Genomic DNA, 23,479 nt, shown 5'->3' with positions numbered 1-23,479 from the left:
TTGACATTTTTCCGGCGTGCGAACGGAAATATAAGGTCTATGCGACCTAACGGCACGAGCGGCATTGACCAACCTTTGCGATAGACTCGATCTCATCATGATAGGTTTCTAAGTCAGAAAGCCCCCCGCCAATGCTGCATCACTGACGAGGGCTTGGCGCGGATCACGAATATTGCTCGCGTTCACTTATAGCCGACACCAAATTTCGGTTGTCCGCCTGTCAAATCCTGCAAGCCGAGATCGGCAACCATTTCCTCAAGGCGCTCTTTTCGCGGATCGCGAATGTTGCGTTTTGTCGCGCCGACCGTGATCCGCTCCATAAAGCGTTCGTCTCGGCTTTTCAGAACGGAGACACTGCGGTCCTTTGTGATCTGCCATTCCGCTTCGGGATAGTGTCGGCGAAGGGTGGCGACCAGATAGTTCATGGCGAAATTGATTTCTTCGTCAGGCGTCATCGGCTCGTCGTCGTCTCCGCTTTCGTCGGCTTCCGCCTTCGTAGGGTCAGAACCGAGCAATGCAGCGAGAGAGGCAACGCCCGTAAGGAAGGCGCGGCGGGTAGTCTGGAAGGCGTCAGTCATGTTGCTTTTCATCGATAGTTCCTCCGTTGATTGATAGCTTTACAGCTTCATGCGCGCTGCATGGTGCGCAGTTGAGCAGTCGAGAAGCCCAAGCATTCGAGGGGTTCAAAGCGGCCGTTGTCGTAGGCGCCAGCGAAGGCCGGATCGGCGTCATAGAGCCGATCAGCCATGCGCTGCGCTTCGTCCAGAAGGTCGGCCATCGCCTTGGCGGTCGGTTCCGTTTTCATTACGCGGCCACCGCTTCAAGTTCGGCGATCCGGGCACGGCATGCGCGTTCGGTCTGACCGATGTCATAGCGGAAGCTCTTGAGGGACAGCGCCGCAATCTCGTTTTTCAGCGAGACGATTTCGGCCTGACGATCGGCGGCAGGAATAGAGGCGATTTGAGCGGCGCGGCGCACCTCGGCCCATGCCTGACGAAGGCAAGTAGAGAAGATTTCGCCATTGGTCAGTTCACGGCTCACGCCGTTGCAATAGAGCCAACGACGACCATTGTGGACCGTGTTCCGCAGTTCCCAGGCACGGAACATGATGTTGCGGCGGTTGAACATGTTTGCGATCCGTTATTGCTTTTGTCTGTTTCGTTATCCATAATGTATTATGCACTAATCTTTTTGTAAACCCTTTTGGATGAAAAAATATCCGAAAAGTTTAACGGATCGAGAATATGGATGAAGCGCAGATGCGCGCGGCAAGGGCGCTATTGGGGTGGTCTCAGACAGAGCTTGCGGAGGCGTCCGGCTTATCGCTGCCGACAATCAAGCGGATGGAAAAGATCGGCCCGAGGCGAAGCGGATTCGAGACGGTCGAAGCCGTCGAACATGCGCTAGAGAAAGGAGGCGTGCAGTTCATCGCCGAGAATGGCGGAGGACCGGGCGTCCGTCTTGCCAAGAGCGAAAAGTGATCCGCCGCCTATCCCCGGCGATCCGGACCAGACTATGCTTTGCGGATGATTCTTCGCCGTGGCCTATTCTGTTGGCGGCTGACGTGGCCGCATGAACAAAACGCAGCGCACTTCGGAACCTGCATTCGGGTCCACGACGGCGCGACCGTTGGCGTTGTCGTCAAGCACTTCGATGATCGATGGAATTGGGCGGCCTATGACGCGGAAACCAACCCGCGCGGGATCGAGACCGATAAGGCGCTCGCAAAGATCGCCGTCGAACGCAATGCACGAGCGATGCGCAAAGAGCCTGATTTCATGTATCGGGCGAACTACAAATCTGCCAGCGCAAGAATGATCGAGGTAGTTGATGACCGGCTATGAAAAATCGCCAGATTACGGAGGATCGCCGCCCCGATGGCGCGAGGCGCTTTGGATAGTCGCAGCTTTCGTCTTCATCGCTGGCGCGCTCTATGCCTGCAACGCGATTGCCGATCCGCTACCGGTCTGCAAAGGCGGCCATCGAGCCGAACGAAAGCTGACCTGCGTATATGACGGCGACGGCGGCTGGGAGAATGGTGTCAAGTGGAGACTTACACGGCGTGATGGTGGCGTTGATGCGCCTGAGCTCTTCGACCCAAGCTGCGGCGAAGAATATCGGCTAGCAATTCTCTCCCGCGATCGGCTCCGTGCGCTGATGAGCGAAGGGTACACCGTCCTCTGGCTTGGACGAGTCGGTGGCAAAGGTCGCAGCCTTGCATGGATCGGGCTTAAAGATGGCCGGGATGTAGGTCAGACTCTAATCGACGAAGGTCTCGCGCAGGTCTGGCCCAATTTCGGGAACCTGTGGTGTCCGTGAAGTCTGGAGCTAACTGGATGCGTGATTGACGACTATTGGTCGCTGAAATAGCAGCGCGGGCTTCTCCCGCCAGGTCGTGAATAAGCACTTCGGCCGCCGCACCTACTGCCGTTCCGCGCTCGATCGTAGGGACAATCGCAACGGCCTGTCATCGGCGAACGGATTGGCCCCGTCCGCTGCGGCTGCGTCTGGACCAACCTGGCGGGTATTTGCGCTGGTTGGCGCACCAATTCATCCGCTAGGTAGTCACCGTGCACCCAAGCGCCTTCATAAAAGCCCGTCGCGATCTGCCGCCATTTCCCATCTGACGGACCAACTGTAATCCTCGTCCCGTCCTGCAACAGACCCACCACTTGATTGCTGGTTGACGGGCCGTTGCGCACATTCAGTCGCGTGGTAGCGTAGAGAATGGTTGTCGCTGCCTTCCCGATGATCGACGGTGCGGTCGGCTGCCGACCTTTATCATCCTTGTCATCGCTCAGCAGAGCATGAAGCAGGCTCTCGTTTCGGGTTGGTTTTGTGTCCGTCGCGCGCGGAGGCGCCGGCCGGGGCGGCGATGATCGAGGCTGAAATTCCGGCTCCGTTTTCGCAGGCTGGACAATCTTCTGCTCTACAGGGTTGTCGTCCTCGCGAGTGAGAGCGAAAAATAGAACCGCGCCGATTATGAGATAAAAGCGCTTTTGTACAGCCATCGGCCCCTCCCTCTTTTGGAGAGTAAAGGGAAATCTGTCCTAGAGTCGATGGTTAGATCGATCCTTGGAGCATTTCACGATTCAAGTCTTCGCACAGAAATTTTGGCAAGGTTGCCGACCCACTAGGTGCCTATTGATCGAGTCGACTGACAGAACGCTTGTGCTATCTTCGTTCATCATAATGGGAGGATCGGAATGGCTGTAAATGTTAAATTGCACGAGCGACGAGCCAGATTGGCGTGGCCATTTCTGGTTAGGAGAGCTTCATCTGACCGTTGGGATAAGCCCTTCACTTATAAGGATATATCAGCCCGAATTGGTGTCCACTGGAGACCGGCGGGATGGTATCTGGGAGTAATCCAAGATTACTGTCATCAGAATGGCCTTCCGCCCCTTCAGGCGTTAGCGGTTCGCCATGACACTGGCTTACCTGGAGGAGGCTACCACGGATCGATCCGAACGCCGAAAGCACATAAGAAGGCGCTCAAAAAAGTGCGCAAATTTAACTGGCCGCCAAAGGCACCCTTTTAGGCTTAATCGAGGATGCTCCTTGCCCTCAGCGGATAAGCCCAAAGTTGGGATGGTAAGGCAGCCGGCAAATCAACGGTTCCGCAAATCGCGCAAAGCTAGCTAAGCGACCACACCACATTCCCGCGCCCGTCAGCACCCTTGCTGACAGGCGCTTTGCTCATTCAGCCGCAGTGAGGTCGGCTCTGGCAGAGAATGCGTTTTCATTGTCGCTTGCATCTGAGAAAGGACGCGGCGTCTGAATCCACGTCGCAATTTTGATTTCTTTGATTATTTTTCAAACGCATTGCCCGGAAATCGTATAGATCAGCATCAGTGTTAGCCAGAGGAGCCGGCAGTGACACCACCAACACATTTTGTCCTGATCTTTATCGTGTGCGCTGTCGGCGGTGCGATTGGTGCCCGTCTAGGGGGCGCGGCGGTGTGGAAAGGGGCGCTCGCGACATTGGCGGGCATCGCCGCTGGGGAATTGGTCGGAAAGCTTCTGCCAGAGGCTGGGCATTTCGCAACCTTTGCTGCGAATCTGTTGATCCTTGGCGTGGTCGGAGGTGCCCTGGGAATGCACGGCCGGCAGATAGGCAGTGTCGCTTTTGGCGCGATCCTGTTTGGATTTGCGTACTTCGCTTTGATTGAATCGCTCGTCTATTAGCAGCGTTGGCCTATCAGAGGAGTAGCGAGAACCGATCCGCAGACGGGAAAGTAGCTGTAGGCCACCGAAGAAAGGCGGACATGTCGGAGAAGCCCATGCTTCGCGCATGTCGCTCAGCAGCATCGGCATCGCTTTCGCCTTCGTCTTTGCCAGACAATGCAACAAATTCGCGTATCCAATGATCTCGATCGCCGACAGGCTGGTTTCGTTCATCTGCCTTCGCAGGCTTCAAGCGCCTCAATCCGATGTAGCAACTCTGTTTTCAATGCCGAAGCTCCACGCAAATCATGTGGTTCCAGATACATCATCAGGGTGTCAAATATCGCACAACCCTTCGCATGAAAGGCCTTCCCTCTGCCATCTGACGCTGCCACCGCCGTTTGGGTAACGATGGGGTAAGGATCGGGCGCAAAATGCTCATAAGCGCAAGCTCGTGGAGCCGCGCAGAGACCTGAGAATCCCGCCTAATCCGCCGCGCACAATCTGATGCGTCACAGCGGCACGCATAGCGCCGGTATCAATGAGGGGATTTGACGAACCTTTCTGTCGGATCGTACTTGCAGCGTTCGGGGGAGAGGACAGTGCCGTTATTTCGTCCTGAATATCGCCAACAGCGACGATGCCAAGCCGGTTAAGCGCACTTTCAATCGGCCGCGCCCTTGTGCGTCCTTTGATGGCATCGGCAATGATCTGGCGCACCTCGGATTTCATGCCATCGACATATTTTGTCCGGTTGGCGCGCATGGCGTTCCGCAGAAAGGGACGTTCAGGAATGTGGCGTGTGCCAAACTCATTGTAGACGGCGCGCTCGATAATTTCGCCACTCGCCTTGCCAGCAGGAAAGCCGACCTTCACGCCGGCCGGCTCGCCACGCAAGGCGGCGATAGCCTGGAAAAAGCGCCTAGCGCCGTCGGCGTTGCTCCGCTGAACCTTTATCGATGCGCCAAGCCTCATGGCTGACCCGCTGACGCTTCCACAGTCGGGCGCGGAGCCATCGGGCCTGATGAGCGGCCGGCTCCGATCCTGCCCATGGATTGGTTGATCCGCGCTACCGTTTCGTTGGCCTGCAACTCCATTTGGCGAAGTTTGGCGGTGAATGATGACGTGTTCACATCGGCATTGGCGGTGATGTCGCGCTCAAGCTTCTGCGCTGCGATTTCGGCCTGTTTCGCCGGGTTCAGATACTCCTCGACCTTCAATGTTGCCGAGCCTTCGACGGAGCGCCCTATTCGGTCGTACAGACTTGTCGCATCTCCCATTTGCCCGGCGCTGACGCCGGCTCTTGGCGGCCCTGCGACAGCGCGCGGGGATCGCATCTGCGGTTTTGCGAACAGTTGATCGCGCAAGCTCATGAGCCATCGGTTTATGTCGCCAAAAATAGAATTCTCCGCCATGTCGCGGAAATGTTTGCCGCTGGCCTCCATCTCTTCCATTGAAGTTGGCATATTCGATCCGAGTTGGTAGGCTCCTAGTGCGCCAATAGCCTGCCGACCTATACCGACCCTGCCCTTGTTAGAGCTGCTCGAAGCTGTTGCATTCACGCCGGCCGATCCGGCTGCCATCGCGGAACCGACGCCACCCAGCCGCCTCAGGAGGCCGACGACGCCCGACACGCCCTTGAGGAGGACGAGTGCGCCAGCAAGCGAGCGGATCGCACCGCCGAACAGACCTACCCCCAGCGCAGCCGCTGCGAGCCATCCCGCAGCCTTCGCGATCTCGCCAAGGATCTCCGCAACCTTTTCAGGTTCTGCTCCGAGAAACGCGGAAATGGCGGCGACCATATCACCGATGACGCTTTCGCCGCCGGCCATGTATGTGAGCCAGTCGTCAACCGCCAGGCCGAGTGCGATGAACAGAGCCGTGATCGGAAAAAGGCGTGCCATAAGCAGTCCGAAGGCCGTCAAGATCGGTTTCAGATTGTCGCTGATTTGCTGCCAGGCATCATCCCTGAAGAAGCCCTTGATCGTATTGACGTGCATTTTGATCTGCCCGACCGACCATTGCAGCGCCTTGGTCACTGACACGAAGGCGTCAGATATGGTCTGCGCCCAATAGTCGATGGTTCCGTTGCTGTCGGCGGCTTTAAACCAGTCGAGCACGTCCTGCATAATCAGCTTGACGGATTCGAAGGCACCGCTGTCCGAAATCTGCTTTTTGAACTTCGTCCAGCTATCAAGAATGTTGGACATCATGCCGTCGAAAGTGCGGCTATATTCCGCGCTCGCGCCTTTGTATTTCACGGCAATCTCATTGATGAGGAGCTTGATTTCCTCGCGCCCCAGCCGGCCCTTGCTGGACATTTCCTGAAGCTGTTCGACGTTCTTTCCCGTCGCCTCGGCGAGCATATCCCAGACCGGGATTCCCCGCTCCATGAGCTGCATGATTTCTTCGCCCTGCAACCTCCCTTTCGTCCAAGCCTGCCCCAGTCCAGTTGCGAGGCCCATCAGTTTTTCAGAGCCTCCGCCCGTCGCGGCCATGGCGTCGGTGAGCGCCTGCATCGATCCGGCGGTTGGGTCCAGCCCGTAGGTGCGAAGCTGTGCATAGGCGCGCACGGCATCAGCCAGCTCGAGTGGCGTCTGGACGGCGAAATCCGTAATCCAGTCGAGCGCCGCTTGACCCTTCTCCTTGCTGCCTTCCAAAGCCGAGAGTTGGACGCCGAACGCCTCGAATTGCGCGCCCGTGGCGATAATACTTTTGCCAAAAGCCGCCATCCCGGTCGTCGCCGCCGCACCCGCGACCGCGACGAACTTTCCAATGGATCGCCCGACCTTTTCGGCCCGCTTCTCCATGCGCTTCATGCCATCTTCGAAACGCCTGGCGCTACCATCGTCCCGATACTCAAAACCCAAAAGAGCGACGATTTCGTCAATGTAGGCCATCAGGCAAACCCTCCGCGACCGCCATTATTGAGTTGCGCCCGGCTTTCGGCGGCTTCCGCCAGCGCACCGCGAAGGTCCAGCGCTTCGTGCATCTGCATCAGATGATCGAGTGTGACCCAGGTGAATAGATCGTGGACGGTGCAGAGCGGATCGGCCGCAAGGACCGGACGCCATAGGGTATGATCGAGCCGGGGCGCGATGGCCTGCACCATATCCGCACTCATCAGGGGTTTATCGCCTTGACCCGGTTCCCAGCGGTCGCCAAGGCTCCACCGAAAAAATCCCCAAGCTGCTCCTGCAATATCCAGAGGATCGCGGGGATGATCTGCCCTTTCTCCGTCGAAAAGTCCGTGTCCATATCGACCTGCTCGAATTTGCCATTCTCCGCCTTCACTTCAGCCAGACCAAGAATGTCCGCCATCAGTTCGACCATATCGGCCGGCTGCAAGCTGTCGAGGATCGCGCCGATGGCCTTCATCGCAGCCGCGTCCGACGCCGCCTTGTCAACCTCATTCGCGCCCTCGCCATATCCCGCGACGATAGCCCGGAAATTGGTCAGGACAGGCGCGGCGTGTCGCATCAGCCGTGCGTTCAGTAGCAGCGCGTCCTTGGCGAGCATGTCCTGCGTTCGCAGATGGAGTTTGCCGAATTTCTTCTCAGCCATGGTTTTCCCTCGTTATAAGAAACTGGTTGGATCGCAGAGCCGATAGCCGCCGATCGCAGCTTCGGCCTGATCGTCTGGCAAAGTCTCCCGGAAGTGTTCGAAAGCGTTCTTCCGGCTTTCTTCCGTGATGCCGTCGATACTGTCGCGGTCGGACATGGCCTGACTTCCGCCAAGAATACGCGCCGCGATGATGAGCCATTCCGGGCTAGACATTCCGCATGGCCTCCGTCGTTTCCAAAAGCCGGCCGGCGTCGATAACGAGGCCGCGCACATCTGGACGCTCGAATGCGCCGGGGATTTCGCCAGCCCGTGCCATGGAGCACACCCGCGCATAGGGCAGGCTCACATCCTTGTTTTCGCGCCAGACGCGAGCGAGGGGGACCGTTCCCGAAACTGTCGCGGTCATTCGATGGCCCCCATGGATCGACCCTGTTCGCGATAGGCAACAAGGCGGCTCAAAAAGCAGTCGTCAGGAATCGGATCGCCTCGGTTCAGTCGATCATGAGCGCGCTGGATAATTTTCTGCCGCTCGAAATCGGTCATCATTGTCGGCGTGGTGACGCGGCGCGCGACCGTTAGGGATTCGATGCCACCCGGATCGTTCAGAACATGGCGGATGTAGCGATCGACCGCAGCCCGCTCGGTTTCATGAGGCAAGCGCCAGGCGTCGTCTCGATAGTGCTTGATGACCGCCGCGATGGTGCCCCGATTCTGCCCGGCCTCAAGCCGTTCAACGCGATTGTGAATATCAGCCTTGGCCATTTGCCGCCTCCTCCAGTGCCTTGATCCGTTGTTCGAGGTCCGACGCCTCCAGCGTGCGGCGATAGCTTTCGATCATGCCTATGAGAGCCTGCCCTTCTTCCGGTGAAAGCGTTCCCTCAGCCACCGTCGAGATGATGGAAGAGGCAACTTCCGAGATGGTGCCAAGGCCATTGAGCGGCGGCATGTCGAATGCGATGACGACGCCTTTTCGGACGGGCACGACACGCTCCAGACAAAGGCGAAGCGCTGTCGTGTCCCCATTCTTCGCCAGTTCGATTGCCTTGCGGGTCAGCTCTTCCGCCTCTCCCTCCAGAAGCGTTTCAGCCGCAAGCGTGGCCTTGTTCCGCGAACCTTTCGGCCGGCCTGTCCAGCCGGAAGCAAACCGACCGCTACTGTCGCGGCCGGCTTCGGCGTCGTCGGCTCGGTCTTCAGGTTTTTTCATCTTCGCCATTCCATAGACCTGCCATTCTTATGGGTGAAGAGCCGGAGATACCGGAACGTCCGGCTCTTCACCGTTGACGGCCTTGAGAAGAAGGCGGCGGGCGATGTTGGAGCGCGAGCGATCCTCTTCTTTTGCCATGGTGTCGATTTTGGAGAAGACATCCCATGGCAGTCGGACACTGATGGTGCCCGCCATCGCGACATTATCGTTTGCGTTCATTTCGCGGTCTCCTGTAACTGATCGCAGGATAAGCGCGCCGGCCGTCATTCCGAAGAAGTGTCTAAAGCATGTAAGGCATTTGCCGCAGGTGCCGCACAAAGCTCACGAAAGGGCTCAGCCAGAATATAGACGCTACCCTTCGGTCCGCCCGGTTGCAGAACGATGCCATGGCGGCGTGCCCATCTAAGAGCGGTATCGGGGGACACTCCGGCATAGGCCCCGGCTTGTGCAGGGCGGAGCGTTTCAGGCTTCCTCATGAATCCGTTCTCCTATGAGCCGATTTGTGCGTACGGATTTCGTTCGCGCCGCTGTGACGCAAACCTCCTGCCGTCTGGTGCGACGTTTTGCGTCGGACCGTGACTGATGACGAATGGCGTCGGCAGTGACCAACGGAACGAATTGCGTCGAGATGGTCAGTCCGGCTCGTCTTGCTGATCCAACCAGAGCGGCCATGCCCCATTGGGATCGGCTGAGAGGTATTGGTCGAGAAATTGACCATTGCCGTCTTCTATGAGTTTCTTCACTGCCCATGCGCTGCCTGTGAGGGCATGGCAGAGTTCGATAGATTCGATCTTCGGATTGCGTATCTGGCGCTTGATGAAGGCCATTAGCTCGTCTCGAAACTGAGCCTCTTCGGATCGCTTCTCCTGCCCCGCTCTTTTTCGCTGGCGATAGGCACGCTGTCTCTCCGCCGCTGTCATGGCTCTGTCGCCATTCGCAGGCCGGCCGGCTTTCGGTTTTCTCCTCGACATGGCACCCGCCTATTTCGTAACGGTGTTGATGTGTGACGAAACTCCGTTCCCGCTCGCTGTCGCTTGCGCGTTCCTCTACCATTCTCCACGGCTTTGGGATGACCATGTGCCTGGTAGATAAGGATGTCATGATTTTCGTGACGGTCATTGGCTCAAAACCTGCAATTTCGTCATGGTTTTCGTGACGGCTCGTCATGGTTTTCGTGACAGCTCGTGCGTTTTCGTCATGGTTTTCGTGACAGCACCGTCATGATTTTCGTGATGGGATTTTTTTCTGTCGAAGCCTGACGACTTTTCCGCTTTGCTGCCGTCCGTTCGCACCGCGCGGATTGTTTGCCGTGGCATACTGCACGGGGAAATCCTTACCCGGCTGCCAGTTCTGAAAGAGCTTTCGTTCGCGATCCGCGTGAGGCAGCTTCAGTTCCGTGATTTCATAGGCCGGCGACTTCGCAGCGCCGCCGATACCCAAGCAGGCCAATTCGGTTTGAACGATGAAGCCCTTGGCCTGAAGATCGCGGAAGGCATTTGCCGCCGCATCCCGACCGACGCCAAGGCGCTCTGCGGCCTGACGAACGCTCAGACGGATTTGACCGTTGTTATTGAAGTCGGTGCCGCGCCATTCGAATTTCAGCCACACATAAAGGCTTTGCGCCGAGGTGGAGAGAGCCCGCCAAGCAGGCTCCTCCATCGTGTGGCGGATCATCTGTGTCCAGTGACCAAAGCGACGTTCGTTTCGCTTATCGCGTCCCATCGCCGCCTCCATATTTGGCGACTTGGCTGGCAAAATCCCCGAAGAAATGATGCTCTGCCTTACAGCGTGCAGTCACCGCGTCTTCGACGCATCGGAAGGAGCCAAGCTTGTGCCGTTGGCCGTCCGCCTCTATTTCAGCGGTCCATCGCGAACCGTTCCGATAGACACCGCAGCAAGGCAGGTTGCGGTTTTTTGGCCGTCGGTTGCGGGCATTATCCGCATGGGTGGCCAGTCGCAGATTTTTCCATCGGTCGTTTGAACGATTGCCGTCTCTGTGGTCTACGATCTTGCCGGAGGGCGGATGGTTGCCGGTCATGTAGAGCCACGCCAACCGCGCCGCCCGGTGGGGCACGAAGTCGATAAAAATTTGCTTGTAGCCATCGGACTTGGCGGTGCCGGCCGGCTTGCCCCGATAGCCGCCATGGCCCAGCCAAGTGAAGATCCCTGTATCAGGGTCATATCGAAGGACTTGGCGAAGGCGCTCAACGGTGAGCTGCCGGCATTTCGGTTGCGGGCTCGCGTTCATTGCTCACCCCCTTCCGGCCGGCGAAGCTCGACAGGTGCGTTTCGCCTCAGCCATTCCAGTCCGGCAGGAGTGATCCGTACAAGGTTTCCCGTCTTAAGGGTGCCGTCGGGATACTCCGCCAGGATCGGCGCGTTGATCATGTGACCGAGGCGAACCTGATCAGCCGAGGCGTGTAGGTTCACGTCGTCGCCATTGGCAGTGATGCCCTGCCAGTTCACGCGGAAAATGTTGGGTTCGTTTCTCACAGCGTGCCACCCCCCGCGAAACTGCCAACGGCAAAGAGCCGGTTGCCGACACGCATCAGGCGCGCGGTACGGCCCTGCCGATAAGGACAAGGGATTGTCAGAGACGCGCGTTGACTATAAGTTTGAGGTTCGAAAGCGGAGCCGTTTGCTTTCCCATCTGAGCCGTTGCGGGGACCATCCGCGACGGCTCTTTGTATAGGTAGCGGACTCTTGTCGGGGATGATCGCATTCATTGAGCCATCCCCCGAGCTGCCGGGGATTGTTCCCATCGAATGAGATCGTTGACGTACCAGTATTTGCGACCGGCGATGACGATCGGGTCAGGGAAATCGAGCTTATCGCTCTTCTGCCAGCGGTAGACGGTCATGTGACTGACGCCATAGCGGCGACGGACATCTATCGCAGGAAGCAGCCGATCATCGGCGGCGTTTTTAGCTTCAAGTTGCATAATGTATGCTCCTGTTTTCACAGAAGCGAACATCGGCAGCTTTCTACCGCGTCTCAATTAGGTCGGGCGGGACTTAACCTAGGCGGATGCGCGCCTATCCTAGGTTAAAGCGGCTTTATCCTACCTACCGTACGAAAATGCCCTTATCTCTGGCGATTTGGATCAGCTCTTCACTTATCTCCGTCATACCTGTCGGGTCAAAGTCCGGCATCTCTAGATTGTCGGCCACCGTCCAAGACATATCGTCGGAAAGAAGAGTCTCGTTCGAGATCGCCCCCCGCACTCCCTGCGAAACCCCAAATTTGCGATAGCCCTCTGCCAAAATAAGAAAACCCCAGAAGTCACTCTCTTCGCTATCGAGCCAATCGACACCCTTCATCGCGAATACAGCATCTGCTGCCCAAAGATGAGCAACGTCTTTTAGTGCTACCCAAGCATTCCGAACAGTCGATCCGCTCGCCGGCCATCCACACCGTTCTGAAACTTTCATGGCGACACGTGTCGCAAAATTCACGGTCGCATCCGAGGGCGATTCGTGCGCTGCCGCATTGATGTAGCAGAGCATAATTCCAACCTGTCCGCCTTTAATCCATTGCTTCTCGGTTACCATTGTGGACAGTTCGGGCGCGTCTATTAGAAACCCTAATCGCTTTCTCTTTTCTGATCCCCCTTGGACCGAAAGCGCCGCGGCAGCGTCTTCGCCATGGCGAAGCATGTCCAAAGCCGCCTCCCTATTCGCTGACCGCGCGAACGCTGCGCGCTGATCTTCATCGTTTGGGAAAAACATGTGCGCCAAAACGCAAGCTCTATCCAATTGGCTGAAGGGCAACGGCTGTAGTGGAATTGGTATGCTCCGCATATTCAGTTGCCTTTTGCGCCGATCTTCATTTCGAGAACGTTTGAGGGTTTTGCCTCCATTAGGCCCACCACATGCGCGGCCCATGCTTCCAAGGCGCGGCGGCGCTCCTCCAGAAACTCATGGCGCTGATAGACGCTAACGATGCCGCCGAACGTGCCTGACGTGTGATTGAGAACCTTTTCGACCACCGCAACACCGATGCCGAGGCCGGCCATGCCGGATGCAGCCGTGCGCCGAAGATCATGGACACGCCATGCCGCGACGGGATCGGCTTCATCTTCTTCCACAATGTCCGCGATCTTTTCATCAAGCTTCGCCTTTGCCCGAGAGAAGCCGCTGACAGTGCTCTTGCCGGTTGTGGTGAAGACATATTCGGAGGATCGGCCATCCACCTTTATGCGCGGAACCGATTTGAGAATATCGAGTGCAGGCGGAGACAGATGCACGAGATGCGCCGTGTCGTTCTTTGCCCGCTCGCGTGGTATGGTCCAGGTGCCATTATCGAGATCGATTTCGCCCCATCGCATCCCGGCAACCTCTTCGCGGCGCTGACCTGTCAGAACAAGCAACTGATAGAGCGGCCCAAACGGGAAACCCATTGCGCCGGCCGCGCGCCAGACAAGCGCAAGTTCTCTGTCATTCAACACGCGGTCGCGCTTCGTCTCGGATGAAGGTTTGGCCACGCCAGCGCAGAAATTCGCATCGATCAGCCCGCGCGACACACACCAGTTGCCGAACTTGTTCAGGTTCGCGAGAACGCGGTTCGCGGTATAGGGCGCGGGCCGGTCGACAATGTCATCCAGAAGGCGAACCACATCGCCGCGCGTAATCTCAGGCAGTCGCTTCGCCTTCCATGGGCGCATCACTTCCTTGCGCAGTAGCCGCTCGACTTCGTGCGAACTGCGGTTTCGCGAGACGTGGCGGTCAAGGAATATCTCAACCTGCTTTTCGATTGTGTCTTCCGCCTCGACGCCAGCAAGCGTCTTCGCCTCGGCTTTCTCGGATGCAGGATCGCGCCCTTCCGACGCCGCACGCAGCATCGCCGCGCCAGCATCGCGCGCCGCCTTGAGATCGAACGCGGGATAGTTGCCGATGGTCGCCTTGCGCGGCCGGCCGCCGTGACGGTATCGCACCGCCCATGATTTCCGCCCGCTCGGCTGAATGACGAGATAGAGGCCGGTCAGTCCGCCATCGGGAATTTCGCGCCGCGCCTCTTCGGGCCGGTATTTCTCGACCGCTGCCGCTGTCAGTGCTTTCGCCATGAGATGATCCGCCAATCCCAGCCGGGTATCGGCTGGGTAACGTCATCACCATGTTATGGTTCGTTACGGCCTGTCAATATCAGGGGATAACAAAAGCGCACAATGCTTTGCCTTACTTGCTTCCTCTCAATCCAGTCCGTTCGCCTGCGTTACCCTGTGATATCGAACGGCCTTTGACTACGAATCTGGGGGTCGGGAGTTCGAATCTTCCCGAGCGCGCCATTCCTCCTTCGTTCGAGCCATGTACCCTCCGATCATTTGCGTACGGAGGTTGTCGTCCAGCGGGCGCGCCATGTTCCGAACCGCATTTCTTGGCCCCAGTTTCCATCCTACTTGGTCAAAGCGCTTTTTGCTTGTCTTGCACACGGCCGAACGAGTAAAAGCGCTGGCGCGGCCATTTCGGTCGCATCGTTCTCAGGGCGGGGTGAAATTCCCCACCGGCGGTAAGCAGCCTGGCTGCGAGCCCGCGAGCGCTCCAGCCTTTTGGCGGGAGGTCAGCAGATCTGGTGAGACTCCAGAGCCGACGGTCATAGTCCGGATGGAAGAGAACGGGATGTGGTGCCAGGTCAAGCGGCCTGCGCGCCGTTGTCCTGTCGGCCTTGAGTTATGAGCGTCGATAAAGGACCACGCCATGACTCGCTATTTTTCGAACATCGATTCGGCCATTACCGGGCCGGCTCTCATCATCATCGCGGGAGCGTTCTTCGCGCTGACGAACACGCTTTTGCAGTATGGCGCGATGGTGCAGGGCATACCGCCGGCGCGCCTGACCTTCTGGCAATATCTTATCGCCTTCTGCTTCATGATCCCGTGGATCGTCGCGCGGGGTCGGGCCGCTCTTCGGACAGGCCATGCCGTCATGCATGTGCTGCGTGTCGCCACGGCGGTGGGCGGCGTGCAACTGTGGACCATGGGGCTCGCCCATGTTCCGATCTGGCAGGCGATCGCGCTCATCATGCTGTCGCCCTTCTTCGTCACGCTTGGCGCGCATTTTCTCCTCAAGGAAGAGACCACGATCGAGCGCTGGGCCGCGCTGACCCTCGGCTTTGGAGGGGGCATGATCATTCTTGCACCGTTGTCCGAGGATTTCAGCGCCTATGCGCTCTATCCGGTTTGCGCGGCGGCGCTGTGGGCCGCGTCATCGCTTTTCACAAAACGCATGACCCGAACCGAAAGCGCGGAAACGCTCACCGTCTATCTCCTGCTTCTTCTGACGCCCTTCAATGCGCTGATTGCTCTGGACGTCGGTCTTGCGGTCGATCTCGAAACCGGCGGACTACTGCTGTTCGGGGCGGGTCTTCTGACGGCGCTGGCACAATATGCACTGGCGAAAGCATACAGTCTTTCCGACGCCGCTTATCTGCAGCCATTCGACCACGTGAAACTGCCGCTGAATGTCGGGCTTGGCCTGGCAGTCTTCGGCTTCATGCCGCCCGGCTCGATGTGGATCGGTTCGGCGTTGATCGTCGGTGCGTCCTGGTTCCTGCTGCAAAGGGAAGCAAAGCTGGACGCCCTGCAGACCGATCAGGAACCCGCCTAGTCGCCCGGGAAAAACGACGACTCAGATCAGGGTGTCCTTGCGGGCCCGAAACCTGATCGGCGCGTCCGGCAGTTCGATGCAAAAGCAGGTGTGGCCGCCACGGCTTTCCATCAGTTCGAGCTGCCCCCCATGGGCGCGAACCAGTTCGTGCGCGATCGCCAGCCCTAGCCCCGTCCCGCCGCTGCGGGCCGAGCCACGGAAGGCGGTGAAAAGGTTCTCAAGAGCCTTTTGCGGCAGGCCCGGGCCGGTGTCGGAGATGCGAATGAAGGCAACAGCACCCTGACGCCGGGCGGAAACGGTGAGACGGCGGATCAGACCGGGCCGATCGGATTCATTCACCATCGCCTCGATGGCGTTTCGGCACAGATTGTTGATGACACGGAAGAGTTGTTCGGCGTCGGCATCCACTTCGAAGTCGGGCTCGACCTCGTTCCTGAACTCGACCGCCTCGGCTTCGATCTCGGCAAGCTGACGGACTTCCTCGATCAGCGTGCCGAGCTTCAGACGGCGACGGTCCGGCGGGCGCTCGCGGGATTTTCCATATTCCAGGACATTGTTTGCATAGGCGATGGCCCGATCCATCGTCTGCACGAGACGCGGGCCGAAACGCTGCACCATCGGATCTGACGAACGCTCCAGCCTCTCGGTCAGGATCTGCGCCACGCTGAGAATGTTGCGCATATCGTGATTGATCTTGGAAACGGCCAGACCAAGATCGGCGAGGCGGCGCTGCTGATCGAGCGCATCGGTCAGCTGAAATTGCATTGCAGCGAGTTGATCTTCGGCCACGCCGATCTCGTCGCCGCGCCCGCTTGGTTTCAAAATGCGGGACCGGTCGCTGGGATCTTGGCTGTAGATGAGCATGGACCGCGTCATCCGTCGGATCGGCGCGATAAAAAGGCGCATGATGACGAAGAAGACAAGGCTGGCCGTAATCGCCGAGACGAGCAGCGAGAGGAGCGCCACATTCCGGGAATAGGCGACGAGACCACTATGGAGAGGCGCCTCGGCCAGCACGATTTCGTAGATCTTTCCGGGACTGTCGGCCACCTCGCCGTAGACCCGGAGGATCCGCTCTCCGTCGGAAAAAAGGGTGCGGAAGGTCGCCGGGATCGAGGCGATGGGCCGGCGGGCCTCGCTCATGGCGATCGACGCATCGACGCTGAGAGCGTCATCCGGGCCGGCGACCACCCTGCTCATCTCATTGTCATGAACGGCGATAAACCGCACACCGGTGTCGTTGAGAATCCTATCCCGTGAACTGCCATCGACGGGGCCGTCAGCCGTTTCGATAAGGACCCTGCCCGCTGCGGCAGCAGAGCCCAGCTTGTCGCCCAGCCAGTTTGCGCGGAAATGGGCGGCCGAGGGAGGAAAGATCAGAATTTCAGCCAGAAGGACGAAAACTGCCGTGAAGAGAAGGAGCTTTCCGGAGAGGCCCCGGCTCAACGGCACGGATGCAACAGCAGGCGATGCCACCCCAGCGGACTGGACCACTTCATCGCCCGCCGCAGCCGGCGGGTCTGCCGGGTGCTCTTGTTCATACACCTGCGGCGCCGGTTTGGGCCGGACATCCGAAGGCTCGTTTGCGTGCCTCAATTCATACGGCTCTTCCATGCCTGCCTCCACCTTTCAGGCCGGCGACAGAAGAGAGCCTAACCGAAACGGCGCAAAAAGGCGATAATCCGGCGCACCGCAGGTCGACGGGCCATTGCGGAATAATAATCGGTGGCGGCCCTTTTGCCGATCTCTCCGCGCGTCGGATAGGGCGGCACATAGCCGGTAACGTCCGAGGGCTTCATTCCCTTCTGCACGGCAAGGCACCACAGCCCGATCATCTCGTCTGCCGCATCACCGAAGATATGGACGCCGACGATCTTGCCGCCGGCAATCACCATTTTGACATGGCCTTCCGTCTTCCGCTCGGCGCGGGCGCGATCGTTCTCGGCAAGCGCAAAGCGTCGAATATCAATCTTACCGTGCTTTTCGCGAGCCTGTTTCTCCGTCAAACCGATCTGTGCAAGCGGCGGATCGCAATAGGTCACGGCGGGTTGAATGGATGCATCCATCTTCGCCGGGATGCGGAAGAGAAGCGGGCGCATCACAAGCCCTGCCTGATAACCGGCCGTGTGGGTGAAGGCCGGGCCGCCGGAAACATCGCCGACCGCATAAACCCGCTTGTTCGTTGTGCTGCGCAGGCCGCTATCGATTTCGATTCCTTTCTTGTCGTGGGCAATGTTGGCAGCATCGAGAGCAAGCGTGTCCGTATTGAGCTTTCGGCCTGTCGCGACCAACAGGTGAGATCCGGTGATGCGGCGGGCGTCCTCGCCCTCACCGATCGTCACGGTGATATTGCCACCGGCCCCGGAAACCGATGAAACCGCAGCACCCTCGAAAATATCGACCCCGTCCGCACGCAGGGATGCGAGCGCCAGTTCAGCCATTTCGCGGTCGGCGGCGCCCATGGCTTGGCTTGCTTCCAGAACGCTGACCCTCGAGCCGAGGCGGCGAAAGGCCTGCGCCATCTCGATCCCGATCGGTCCACCGCCCAGGACGAGAAGATGGTCCGGCAATTCGGTCAGATCGAACAAGGTTTCGTTGGTGAGATAGGGGACGCCTTCCAATCCATCGATCGGAGGCACGGCGGGGCGCGAGCCGGTCGCGATGACGAAGCGTCGGGCCTTTATGCGGTGGGTGCCCGCTTCGACCGTATCCGCATCCGCGAAACGGGCATCCGCCTTGATGACCTTGACGCCCATCGCGGTATAGCGCGGCACGCCGTCATGCGGGGCGATCGAGGCGATGACCCCCTTCACGTGAGCCATGACTGCGGGAAAGTCGATCTGCGGCTCGACATTGGCGATACCGAAACGCGCAGCCCCGTGGCGCATTTCGTGCGCCGTGCGAGCCGCGGCGATCAAAGCCTTGCTCGGCACGCAGCCGACATTCAGGCAATCTCCGCCCATCTCACCCCGCTCGATCAGAACGGTCGGCACGCCGAAAGCAGCAGCGGCGGCGGCGACACTGAGTCCGCCGGAACCGGCTCCTATGACACAGATATCGGTCTCGATAAGGGTGTATTCCGTCATGAAGGATAGATTCCGTCTTCGTAAAGGTCAGTCTTTCGGCTGCGTTTTGAGCCGGCGATAACGGGCAACGATGGTACCAAGCAGCGCGACCGCCGAGAGTGCGGCGAAGGCGATCACGATCTCCGTTGTCACGAGATCGCCGACACTGAGTTCTCGACCGGCCTCCGCGGCACTGACCAGCGTGGCATCAAGCCCTTCACCGAGCCAGGCATAGGCAAAGCAGCCCGGCAGGATGCCGAGAGCCGTCGCGAGAACGTAGGTTCGTAGCGGTACATTGAAGAAGGCAGGGGCAATATTGATAAGAAAAAACGGAAAGACAGGGGCCAGCCGCAGGGCGAGCAGATAGCCAAAGGCATCGTTTTCAAAACCCTTCGCAAAGCGGTCGGCGGTGCCGCCAAGCCTCTCGCGCAACGTGCCTGCCAACGCGCCCCGCGCCGCGAGAAACAGGACCGTGGCGCCGCATGTGGCGCCTAACGCAATGACGATCCCACCGACGAGCCAACCAAAGAGAAAGCCGCCGAAGACCGACAGAACTGATGCGGCGGGAAAGGAAATCGCGACGGCGAGCGCGTAGATGAAGGCATAGCCGACCGACGACAAGACGGGCCAGTCGGTGACGAAACCCTTCAGTGTCTCCCGGTAGTCCGAGAGCGCCGACAGCGTCAGATAGCGATGGAGGCCGAGCAGATAGGCGGCGCCGAGCGCTAGCAGGATCAGCGCAACCGGGGCAAAGCGCCGAAGCCAGTGAGCGGCGCCGCTGGGGCGTTCCGAGGCGCCCTCATCCATCTCTGCTTCAGCCATTCCCACTTTCCGCCGTTTCTGATACTCCCTTATCTAGGGACGGAGCCGGTTCGTTACAGGCCGGACCGCAGACGCATCGCCTCTCGCGCAGCGCCTGGCGTCAGTCGGTCCATTGACAGCGCGCCATGGCTTGCCTATAGCAGCGCCCACGTTCGGGGCGGCTGTTCCGGGTGCTTTTATTGTGCGCCCATCCGCTCCCTGCAAACCAACCGGTACACAATACCCAAGAAGGGCCGCACACCGCGGCAGTGAAACAAATGAAACGTACATATCAGCCTTCCAAACTGGTCCGGAAGCGCCGCCACGGCTTCCGCGCCCGCATGGCTACCAAAGCTGGCCGTGCCGTCATCGCCCGTCGCCGCTCACGCGGCCGCAAGCGGCTTTCCGCTTAACCGGACGATACGGGCAGGTGATCATGCAAGGCCGCACCGGCCAGACACCGCCCGAAACAATGAAGCGGCGGCGGGAGTTTCTCGCCGCACGCCAAGGGGTGAAAGGGCGCGGTCCCTATTTCTTGCTCGAGATGCTGGACAGGCAGGACGATCTGCCGCCGCGCGCCGGTTTCACCGTGACACGCCGGTCCGGTAACGCCGTCACCCGTAATCGCATCCGCCGCCGCCTCAAAGAGGCGCTTCGCGTTCATGCGGCTGATGCAATGGCCCCTGGCCATGATTATGTTTTCGTGGGCAGGCCAGACAGCCTGACCGTGGATTTTCAGACCCTGGCGCGCGAGATGAAGCGGCGCATCAGTCGAACGGGCCGACATGGAAAATCAACGTAACCTCCTGATCACCATTGTCCTGTCCGTGCTCATTCTGGCCGGCTGGCAGTTTTTCTACATGGGCCCGAAAATCGAGGCCGAACGGGCCCGGGTCGAAGCCGAGCAGAGCGAACAGGCTGCGACGCCTGCAGCGCAAAGCGGCGGCACGGCCGGTAATGTTCCGGCGGCCTCAGGCTCCGCCACGGCGCCCGGGAGCAGCGAAACACCCGGCGCAGCGACGCCGGTGACGCGCGCGCAGGCCGTCTCGGGCGGCAACCGCGTTCCGATCGACACGCCGGCCCTCGCAGGCTCCATCAATCTCACCGGCGCACGTCTCGACGATCTGCGCCTGAAGAATTACCGGGTGACCGTCGACAAGGATTCGCCGGCCGTCGAACTGCTTAATCCGGCATCGCTCGAAAAGGGCTGGTTCGCCGAACTTGGCTTTGTTGGCAGCGGCGCTGGCGACCTACCCTCCGGCACGACCGAGTGGGAGCTTGCCGAAGGCGAAACCCTGACGCCCTCCACCCCGGTCACCCTCTCCTATTCAAATGATGCCGGCCTGACGTTCCGCCGCACCATCGCGGTCGATGACCGATACATGTTCACCGTCACCGACGAGATCAGCAATGCATCCGGCGAGACGGTCAACCTGCAGCCCTACGGACGCACCACGCGGTTCAGCAAGCCGCAGGGCCGGTCAGTCTACGTCCTGCACGAGGGGCTCATCGGTGTGACCGGCGAAGACGGTCTGGCCGAGATCGACTATGACGATCTGGAAGAGGACGGTACGGTCAGTCCCGGCGCCTCGTCCGATGGCTGGCTCGGCATCACCGACAAATACTGGGCTGTGGCGCTCGTTCCCGAGAGCGCCGACAGTACGTTCAAGCCGCGATACGCCTATTTCTCCAATGGCCGCCCCTCCTATCAGGCCGATTATCTTTCGGAAGCCGTGGCCGTGCCGGCAGGCGGACAGACGGAAGTCCTGAACCGGGTCTTCGCCGGCGCGAAAGTGTCGCAGCAGATCGACCAGTATGAAGAGCAGCTGAATATCCGCCAGTTTGACCTTCTGATCGACTGGGGCTGGTTCTACTTCATCACGCGGCCGATGTTCTGGCTGATCGACAGCCTTTTCAATCTGCTCGGCAATTTCGGGCTCGCCATCCTCGGCGCCACGGTCATCGTCAAGCTGATCTTCTTCCCGCTGGCCAATATGAGCTACGCCTCCATGGCGCGGATGAAGAAGCTTCAGCCGAAGATGACGGAGCTGCGCGAGAAATACGCCGACGACAAGATGAAGCAGCAGCAGGCCATGATGGAGCTGTATAAGACCGAGAAGGTCAATCCGGCCGCCGGCTGCCTGCCAATGCTGTTGCAGATCCCGGTTTTCTTCTCGCTCTACAAGGTCCTGTACGTCACCATCGAGATGCGCCACGCGCCATTCTTCGGATGGATTCAGGACCTTTCGGCGCCCGACCCGACATCCATCTTCAACCTGTTCGGCATTCTGCCCTATGACGTCCCGCTTTTCCTGATGATCGGCATATGGCCGCTGATCATGGGCGTGACGATGTTCCTCCAAATGCAGATGAACCCGGCGCCGCCCGATCCGACACAGGCCATGATCTTCAAGTGGATGCCGATTGTCTTCACTTTCATGATGGCCGGTTTCCCGGCTGGTCTGGTGATCTACTGGGCCTGGAACAACACCTTGTCGATCCTTCAGCAGGGCGCGATCATGAAGCGCCAGGGCGTCAAGATCGAATTGTGGGATAATCTCAAAGGATTGTTCCGCCGAAATAAGAGCGAAAACCCGGCGGAATAGACCTGCCGGGTTCGAGGGAGCCGTCGCCATGGACAAGTGAGCCCCGTGCGATCCAGCAATCTGCACTCCGCAGAGGAGGATCGCGCTTTCTGCGCCCTTTCTGAAAGGCACTGACGAGGTTCACAACATGCACGGCCCCTCTCCCGAGACTCTCTATCCGCTGCCCGGCTTTCCCCAGGCCATTTTTCTGAAAAACTTCATTACCCGGCCCAATATCGAGGTCGGCGACTACAGCTATTATGACGACCCAGATGGGGCGGAGCGCTTCGAAGAGCGTAACGTGCTGCATCATTTCGATTTCTACGGCGACAGACTGGTGATCGGACGTTTCGTCGCCATTGCCGCAGGTACACGCTTCATCATGAACGGGGCGAACCATGCGATGGGCGGCTTCTCACCCTATCCGTTCAACATTTTTCAGAATGGCTGGGAGAGAGGTTTCGACCCGCAAAGGTGGATCAGCCAAAGCCGGGGCGATACGGTGGTTGGCAATGATGTCTGGATCGGCATGGACAGTCTCGTCATGCCAGGCGTTCGGATCGGCGATGGCGCTATCGTCGCGGCCAACAGCACGGTGGTCGGCGATGTACCGCCCTTTGCGGTCGTCGGCGGAAACCCGGCCAGGGTGATCCGCACGCGGTTCGACGAGGCGACCGTGGCGCGGCTTCTCGACATCGCATGGTGGAACTGGTCCGCCGAGCGCATTACAGCATCGCTTGATGCGATACGTGGCAACGATCTTGCAGCGCTGGAAGCCTGCGCGGAGGACAAGGCATGAATGACCGTGGGCAAATTTCTGCCGCCGAGGATGACGGGCTGGATCCCTCACTGGTCGCGGAGGCCAGACAGCTCTTCCTACGGCCCTGGCAGTTCATCAAGGGTGTGCCCTCGATGGAATTCCTGCCACCGGAAGGGCCGGCGGAGATTGCCTTTGCCGGCCGGTCCAATGTGGGAAAGTCATCGCTGATCAATGCGCTCCTGGCCCAGAAGGGCCTGGCGCGGACTTCCAACACACCGGGGCGAACGCAGGAGCTCAATTATTTCGTGCCGGGCGGCCATAGCGGAGAGATGAGCGATCTGCCCGAAATGGCTGTGGTCGACATGCCCGGATACGGCTTCGCGCAAGCTCCGAAAGAAGTGGTCGATCGCTGGACGGGACTGGTCTTCGATTATCTGCGCGGACGCGTGACGCTCAAGCGCGTCTACGTTCTGATCGATGCGCGCCATGGACTTAAAAAGAATGACACCGAGGTGCTCGATCTTCTCGACAAGGCCGCGGTCTCCTATCAAATCATCCTGACGAAGGCCGATAAGATAAAGCCCCCTGCCGCGCAGAAGCTGCGGCAACAGACGCTCGAAGCGATCTCCAAGCGTCCGGCAGCCTATCCCGAAGTTCTCATGACCTCATCGGAGAAGGGCAGCGGTCTCGATGAGGTACGGGCCGCCATTCTCACCGCGATCCGCCGCTAG

Annotated in this window: 32 protein-coding genes and 1 riboswitch; of the genes, 8 read left to right on the top strand and 24 right to left on the bottom strand. The window is 59.2% G+C overall.

Going from position 1 to position 23,479, the window contains the following annotated elements; translation table 11 throughout:
* Window positions 1-182 precede the first annotated feature (182 nt).
* Genes D8780_RS01580 through D8780_RS01570 form a run of 3 tightly spaced genes read right to left on the bottom strand, consistent with a single transcriptional unit; the run spans window position 183 to window position 1,128 of the window.
* Window positions 183-590, bottom strand: coding sequence for a hypothetical protein (locus D8780_RS01580; RefSeq protein WP_121644065.1), 408 nt, complete (start codon window positions 588-590; stop codon window positions 183-185).
* A gap of 35 nt (window positions 591-625) precedes the next feature.
* The gene (locus tag D8780_RS01575; protein ID WP_121644064.1) at window positions 626-805 is read right to left on the bottom strand and encodes a hypothetical protein; all 180 of its coding nucleotides are present in this window, start codon (window positions 803-805) and stop codon (window positions 626-628) included.
* Window positions 805-1,128: a hypothetical protein gene (locus D8780_RS01570; protein WP_121644063.1), complete on the bottom strand. Its 324-nt coding sequence runs from the start codon at window positions 1,126-1,128 to the stop codon at window positions 805-807. Before D8780_RS01570 ends, D8780_RS01575 begins: the two co-directional genes overlap by 1 nt.
* 116 nt (window positions 1,129-1,244) lie before the next feature.
* Here D8780_RS01570 and D8780_RS01565 point away from each other — a divergent pair, with 116 nt between their 5' ends.
* Window positions 1,245-1,481, top strand: coding sequence for a helix-turn-helix domain-containing protein (locus D8780_RS01565; RefSeq protein ID WP_121644062.1), 237 nt, complete (start codon window positions 1,245-1,247; stop codon window positions 1,479-1,481).
* A 349-nt stretch (window positions 1,482-1,830) separates the two neighbouring features.
* Complete coding sequence (locus D8780_RS01555; RefSeq protein ID WP_121644060.1) at window positions 1,831-2,319, top strand: thermonuclease family protein; 489 nt, start codon at window positions 1,831-1,833, stop codon at window positions 2,317-2,319.
* 32 nt (window positions 2,320-2,351) lie between these two features.
* On the opposite strand, the gene D8780_RS16040 is transcribed toward D8780_RS01555, so the two are convergent.
* The 18 genes from D8780_RS16040 to D8780_RS01465 all read right to left on the bottom strand — a co-directional run bounded on the left by D8780_RS16040 (window position 2,352) and on the right by D8780_RS01465 (window position 13,997).
* The gene (locus tag D8780_RS16040; RefSeq protein ID WP_121644059.1) at window positions 2,352-3,011 is read right to left on the bottom strand and encodes an SH3 domain-containing protein; all 660 of its coding nucleotides are present in this window, start codon (window positions 3,009-3,011) and stop codon (window positions 2,352-2,354) included.
* Between the two features lie 934 nt (window positions 3,012-3,945).
* Window positions 3,946-4,401, bottom strand: coding sequence for a hypothetical protein (locus tag D8780_RS01545; RefSeq protein ID WP_121644058.1), 456 nt, complete (start codon window positions 4,399-4,401; stop codon window positions 3,946-3,948).
* Window positions 4,402-4,605: 204 nt separating this feature from the next.
* Complete coding sequence (locus tag D8780_RS01540; protein ID WP_245412216.1) at window positions 4,606-5,142, bottom strand: HK97-gp10 family putative phage morphogenesis protein; 537 nt, start codon at window positions 5,140-5,142, stop codon at window positions 4,606-4,608.
* Window positions 5,139-7,067, bottom strand: coding sequence for a tape measure protein (locus tag D8780_RS01535; RefSeq protein WP_121644057.1), 1,929 nt, complete (start codon window positions 7,065-7,067; stop codon window positions 5,139-5,141). Before D8780_RS01535 ends, D8780_RS01540 begins: the two co-directional genes overlap by 4 nt.
* Window positions 7,067-7,291, bottom strand: coding sequence for a hypothetical protein (locus D8780_RS01530; RefSeq protein WP_245412215.1), 225 nt, complete (start codon window positions 7,289-7,291; stop codon window positions 7,067-7,069). Before D8780_RS01530 ends, D8780_RS01535 begins: the two co-directional genes overlap by 1 nt.
* On the bottom strand, window positions 7,291-7,731 hold the full coding sequence (locus D8780_RS01525; RefSeq protein ID WP_121644056.1) for a phage tail assembly chaperone: 441 nt from the start codon (window positions 7,729-7,731) through the stop codon (window positions 7,291-7,293). The genes D8780_RS01530 and D8780_RS01525 overlap by 1 nt, the downstream gene beginning before the upstream one ends.
* Window positions 7,732-7,743: 12 nt before the next feature.
* Window positions 7,744-7,944 (bottom strand): hypothetical protein, encoded by a 201-nt coding sequence (locus D8780_RS01520; protein WP_121644055.1) that lies wholly within the window; start codon window positions 7,942-7,944, stop codon window positions 7,744-7,746.
* Window positions 7,937-8,137, bottom strand: coding sequence for a hypothetical protein (locus tag D8780_RS01515; protein ID WP_121644054.1), 201 nt, complete (start codon window positions 8,135-8,137; stop codon window positions 7,937-7,939). The genes D8780_RS01520 and D8780_RS01515 overlap by 8 nt, the downstream gene beginning before the upstream one ends.
* The gene (locus D8780_RS01510) at window positions 8,134-8,493 is read right to left on the bottom strand and encodes a hypothetical protein (RefSeq protein WP_121644053.1); all 360 of its coding nucleotides are present in this window, start codon (window positions 8,491-8,493) and stop codon (window positions 8,134-8,136) included. The genes D8780_RS01515 and D8780_RS01510 overlap by 4 nt, the downstream gene beginning before the upstream one ends.
* Window positions 8,480-8,935, bottom strand: coding sequence for a hypothetical protein (locus D8780_RS01505; RefSeq protein ID WP_121646285.1), 456 nt, complete (start codon window positions 8,933-8,935; stop codon window positions 8,480-8,482). Before D8780_RS01505 ends, D8780_RS01510 begins: the two co-directional genes overlap by 14 nt.
* Before the next feature lie 27 nt (window positions 8,936-8,962).
* On the bottom strand, window positions 8,963-9,154 hold the full coding sequence (locus tag D8780_RS01500) for a ribbon-helix-helix domain-containing protein (protein ID WP_158598409.1): 192 nt from the start codon (window positions 9,152-9,154) through the stop codon (window positions 8,963-8,965).
* 413 nt (window positions 9,155-9,567) lie between these two features.
* Complete coding sequence (locus tag D8780_RS15660; RefSeq protein ID WP_147440260.1) at window positions 9,568-9,906, bottom strand: hypothetical protein; 339 nt, start codon at window positions 9,904-9,906, stop codon at window positions 9,568-9,570.
* A gap of 247 nt (window positions 9,907-10,153) precedes the next feature.
* Window positions 10,154-10,657, bottom strand: a complete 504-nt coding sequence (locus D8780_RS01490) for a hypothetical protein (protein WP_199699540.1) — start codon at window positions 10,655-10,657, stop codon at window positions 10,154-10,156.
* Window positions 10,644-11,183, bottom strand: a complete 540-nt coding sequence (locus D8780_RS01485) for an HNH endonuclease signature motif containing protein (protein ID WP_121644050.1) — start codon at window positions 11,181-11,183, stop codon at window positions 10,644-10,646. Before D8780_RS01485 ends, D8780_RS01490 begins: the two co-directional genes overlap by 14 nt.
* On the bottom strand, window positions 11,180-11,428 hold the full coding sequence (locus tag D8780_RS01480) for a hypothetical protein (RefSeq protein WP_147440259.1): 249 nt from the start codon (window positions 11,426-11,428) through the stop codon (window positions 11,180-11,182). The genes D8780_RS01485 and D8780_RS01480 overlap by 4 nt, the downstream gene beginning before the upstream one ends.
* Before the next feature lie 229 nt (window positions 11,429-11,657).
* A complete protein-coding gene (locus D8780_RS01475) occupies window positions 11,658-11,909 on the bottom strand; it encodes a helix-turn-helix transcriptional regulator (RefSeq protein ID WP_245412214.1) in 252 nt (83 codons plus the stop codon).
* A gap of 91 nt (window positions 11,910-12,000) precedes the next feature.
* Window positions 12,001-12,597, bottom strand: coding sequence for a hypothetical protein (locus D8780_RS01470; protein ID WP_147440258.1), 597 nt, complete (start codon window positions 12,595-12,597; stop codon window positions 12,001-12,003).
* 140 nt (window positions 12,598-12,737) lie between these two features.
* Entirely contained in the window at window positions 12,738-13,997 is a 1,260-nt protein-coding gene (locus D8780_RS01465; protein WP_121644047.1) for a tyrosine-type recombinase/integrase, read from the bottom strand.
* A gap of 406 nt (window positions 13,998-14,403) precedes the next feature.
* Window positions 14,404-14,551: riboswitch (FMN riboswitch) on the top strand.
* A gap of 77 nt (window positions 14,552-14,628) precedes the next feature.
* Here D8780_RS01465 and D8780_RS01460 point away from each other — a divergent pair.
* Window positions 14,629-15,537 carry a DMT family transporter gene (locus D8780_RS01460; protein WP_121644046.1) on the top strand — a complete coding sequence of 303 codons (909 nt, stop codon included), beginning with the start codon at window positions 14,629-14,631 and terminating at the stop codon, window positions 15,535-15,537.
* Between the two features lie 21 nt (window positions 15,538-15,558).
* Here the strand turns inward: D8780_RS01460 and D8780_RS01455 are convergent, their stop codons facing one another.
* Genes D8780_RS01455 through D8780_RS01445 form a run of 3 tightly spaced genes read right to left on the bottom strand, consistent with a single transcriptional unit; the run spans window position 15,559 to window position 19,424 of the window.
* Window positions 15,559-17,151: a sensor histidine kinase gene (locus D8780_RS01455; protein ID WP_121644045.1), complete on the bottom strand. Its 1,593-nt coding sequence runs from the start codon at window positions 17,149-17,151 to the stop codon at window positions 15,559-15,561.
* A gap of 38 nt (window positions 17,152-17,189) precedes the next feature.
* Window positions 17,190-18,623: a dihydrolipoyl dehydrogenase family protein gene (locus D8780_RS01450; protein ID WP_121644044.1), complete on the bottom strand. Its 1,434-nt coding sequence runs from the start codon at window positions 18,621-18,623 to the stop codon at window positions 17,190-17,192.
* A gap of 27 nt (window positions 18,624-18,650) precedes the next feature.
* Window positions 18,651-19,424: a TVP38/TMEM64 family protein gene (locus D8780_RS01445; RefSeq protein ID WP_245412213.1), complete on the bottom strand. Its 774-nt coding sequence runs from the start codon at window positions 19,422-19,424 to the stop codon at window positions 18,651-18,653.
* A gap of 257 nt (window positions 19,425-19,681) precedes the next feature.
* On the opposite strand from D8780_RS01445, the gene rpmH reads away from it, so the two are divergent.
* The 5 genes from rpmH to yihA all read left to right on the top strand — a co-directional run bounded on the left by rpmH (window position 19,682) and on the right by yihA (window position 23,479).
* Window positions 19,682-19,816 carry a 50S ribosomal protein L34 gene (gene rpmH / locus D8780_RS01440; protein WP_121644043.1) on the top strand — a complete coding sequence of 45 codons (135 nt, stop codon included), beginning with the start codon at window positions 19,682-19,684 and terminating at the stop codon, window positions 19,814-19,816.
* A gap of 23 nt (window positions 19,817-19,839) precedes the next feature.
* Window positions 19,840-20,205, top strand: coding sequence for a ribonuclease P protein component (gene rnpA, locus D8780_RS01435; protein WP_121644042.1), 366 nt, complete (start codon window positions 19,840-19,842; stop codon window positions 20,203-20,205).
* Window positions 20,189-22,009 carry a membrane protein insertase YidC gene (gene yidC, locus D8780_RS01430; protein WP_121644041.1) on the top strand — a complete coding sequence of 607 codons (1,821 nt, stop codon included), beginning with the start codon at window positions 20,189-20,191 and terminating at the stop codon, window positions 22,007-22,009. Before rnpA ends, yidC begins: the two co-directional genes overlap by 17 nt.
* A gap of 127 nt (window positions 22,010-22,136) precedes the next feature.
* The gene (locus D8780_RS01425) at window positions 22,137-22,787 is read left to right on the top strand and encodes a CatB-related O-acetyltransferase (RefSeq protein ID WP_121644040.1); all 651 of its coding nucleotides are present in this window, start codon (window positions 22,137-22,139) and stop codon (window positions 22,785-22,787) included.
* Window positions 22,784-23,479, top strand: a complete 696-nt coding sequence (gene yihA, locus D8780_RS01420; RefSeq protein WP_121644039.1) for a ribosome biogenesis GTP-binding protein YihA/YsxC — start codon at window positions 22,784-22,786, stop codon at window positions 23,477-23,479. Before D8780_RS01425 ends, yihA begins: the two co-directional genes overlap by 4 nt.

This window comes from Notoacmeibacter ruber (assembly GCF_003668555.1).
GTDB classification, from domain to species: domain Bacteria; phylum Pseudomonadota; class Alphaproteobacteria; order Rhizobiales; family Rhizobiaceae; genus Notoacmeibacter; species Notoacmeibacter ruber.
Note: the sequence above shows the minus strand (reverse complement) of the source record. Positions and strands in the feature narration are given on the sequence as shown.